1 protein-coding gene is annotated in these 1283 nt (G+C 40.2%); it reads right to left on the minus strand.

Going from position 1 to position 1283, the window contains the following annotated elements; translation table 11 throughout:
• Positions 1 to 40 precede the first annotated feature (40 nt).
• A protein-coding gene (locus BLQ53_RS18670) for an IS3 family transposase (protein WP_093728801.1) occupies positions 41 to 1188 on the minus strand; the annotation gives its coding sequence in 2 pieces (ribosomal slippage) (positions 41 to 915 and positions 915 to 1188; 1149 coding nt in all).
• Positions 1189 to 1283 lie beyond the last annotated feature (95 nt).

Below are 1283 nucleotides of genomic sequence, written 5' to 3' on the forward strand. Positions count from 1 at the left end.
GGGACTGACCCCTGTTATTGAGACAGGGATCAAAACACCTTCAAACAGCCAATTGCCGATATTGTATCGGTGATTGGTTGTTTAGTTTCGTTTGAATACGAATATTGTTATAATAATGAATGTATTCTTCGACAGTACGCTCTACGATTGCCGTCGTAGTTCGATCGATACTGTTGAGATAGAACGTTTCAGACTTTAGTGAGGAATGAAACGATTCGATGGAGGCATTATCAGCGGGCGTCCCTTTCCTGGACATGCTCATGGTAATGCCTTTTGCTTTTACAGCTTTCTGATACTCATATGATGTATACACCGATCCTTGATCACTATGTAATATGCAGTTCTCAGGCAATGTTGGTAGCTGAGCTAGCGTATCCAATACGAAAGCTGTATCTTGTTTATCTCCAATTGAGGAAGCAACCACTTCACCATTGTATAAATCCAATATACTGGAAAGATACAATTGTTTCTGTCCATAAGGCAAGTAAGTAACATCAGTTACCAGTTTCTCAAGTGGACGATCGGACTGAAAATTCCGATCCAACAGGTTATCTGCGACGGCATATGGCTGCCCAGTATTCTTGCGTTTTTTCACCTTTACTCGGCATTGCCATTGATTTTTCTGCATGATACGCTGCACAGCCTTGTGATTGATGCAGTATTCCTGTCTCAGTAAGGCAGTAATCTTACGGTATCCGTACCGGTACTTATGTTTTCGGCACAATTTGCCGATTTGTCTTTCTAATTGTTCTTTAAACTCCTCTTTCTCTTTGTTCTTCCAACGATAATAAGACGCTCTCGAGATACCTAAATGCAGACAGATATCCTGTACTGTCATTGTTTTATGCAATTTTTCTACAAGTTCGACTGCCGTTTCTCTATCAACTTCCTTTCCAATTCCTTGTACTTTTTTAAAACTTCATTTTGTTGTCTCAAAAAACGGTTTTCTGCTTGTAGCTTCTCCAATTCCGAAGTATAGGAGGGTCCTTTCCCATAGGTATATTGTTTTCCAACTGGCTGTTCAAAACGATGAATTTCTCCGGCTTTGTACCATCTGACCCATGTATCTACCTGTGTCTTATTCTTGATATTCAGCTCGTTCATAATCTCTTTTGTAGGCACACCTGCCATTTTCATTTCGATTGCCTTCTGTTTAATTTCCACTGGATAGCTCACTCTTGTCCCCATAGAAAAAACACCTCCAAGTATTATTTCGGATAACAATCATCCGTTTTCAACCTTGAAGGTGTTTTTTATTTGTCTCAGCCTATGGGGTCAGTCCC

Source organism: Terribacillus halophilus, from assembly GCF_900101385.1.
In the GTDB taxonomy this organism is placed as follows: domain Bacteria; phylum Bacillota; class Bacilli; order Bacillales; family Amphibacillaceae; genus Terribacillus; species Terribacillus halophilus.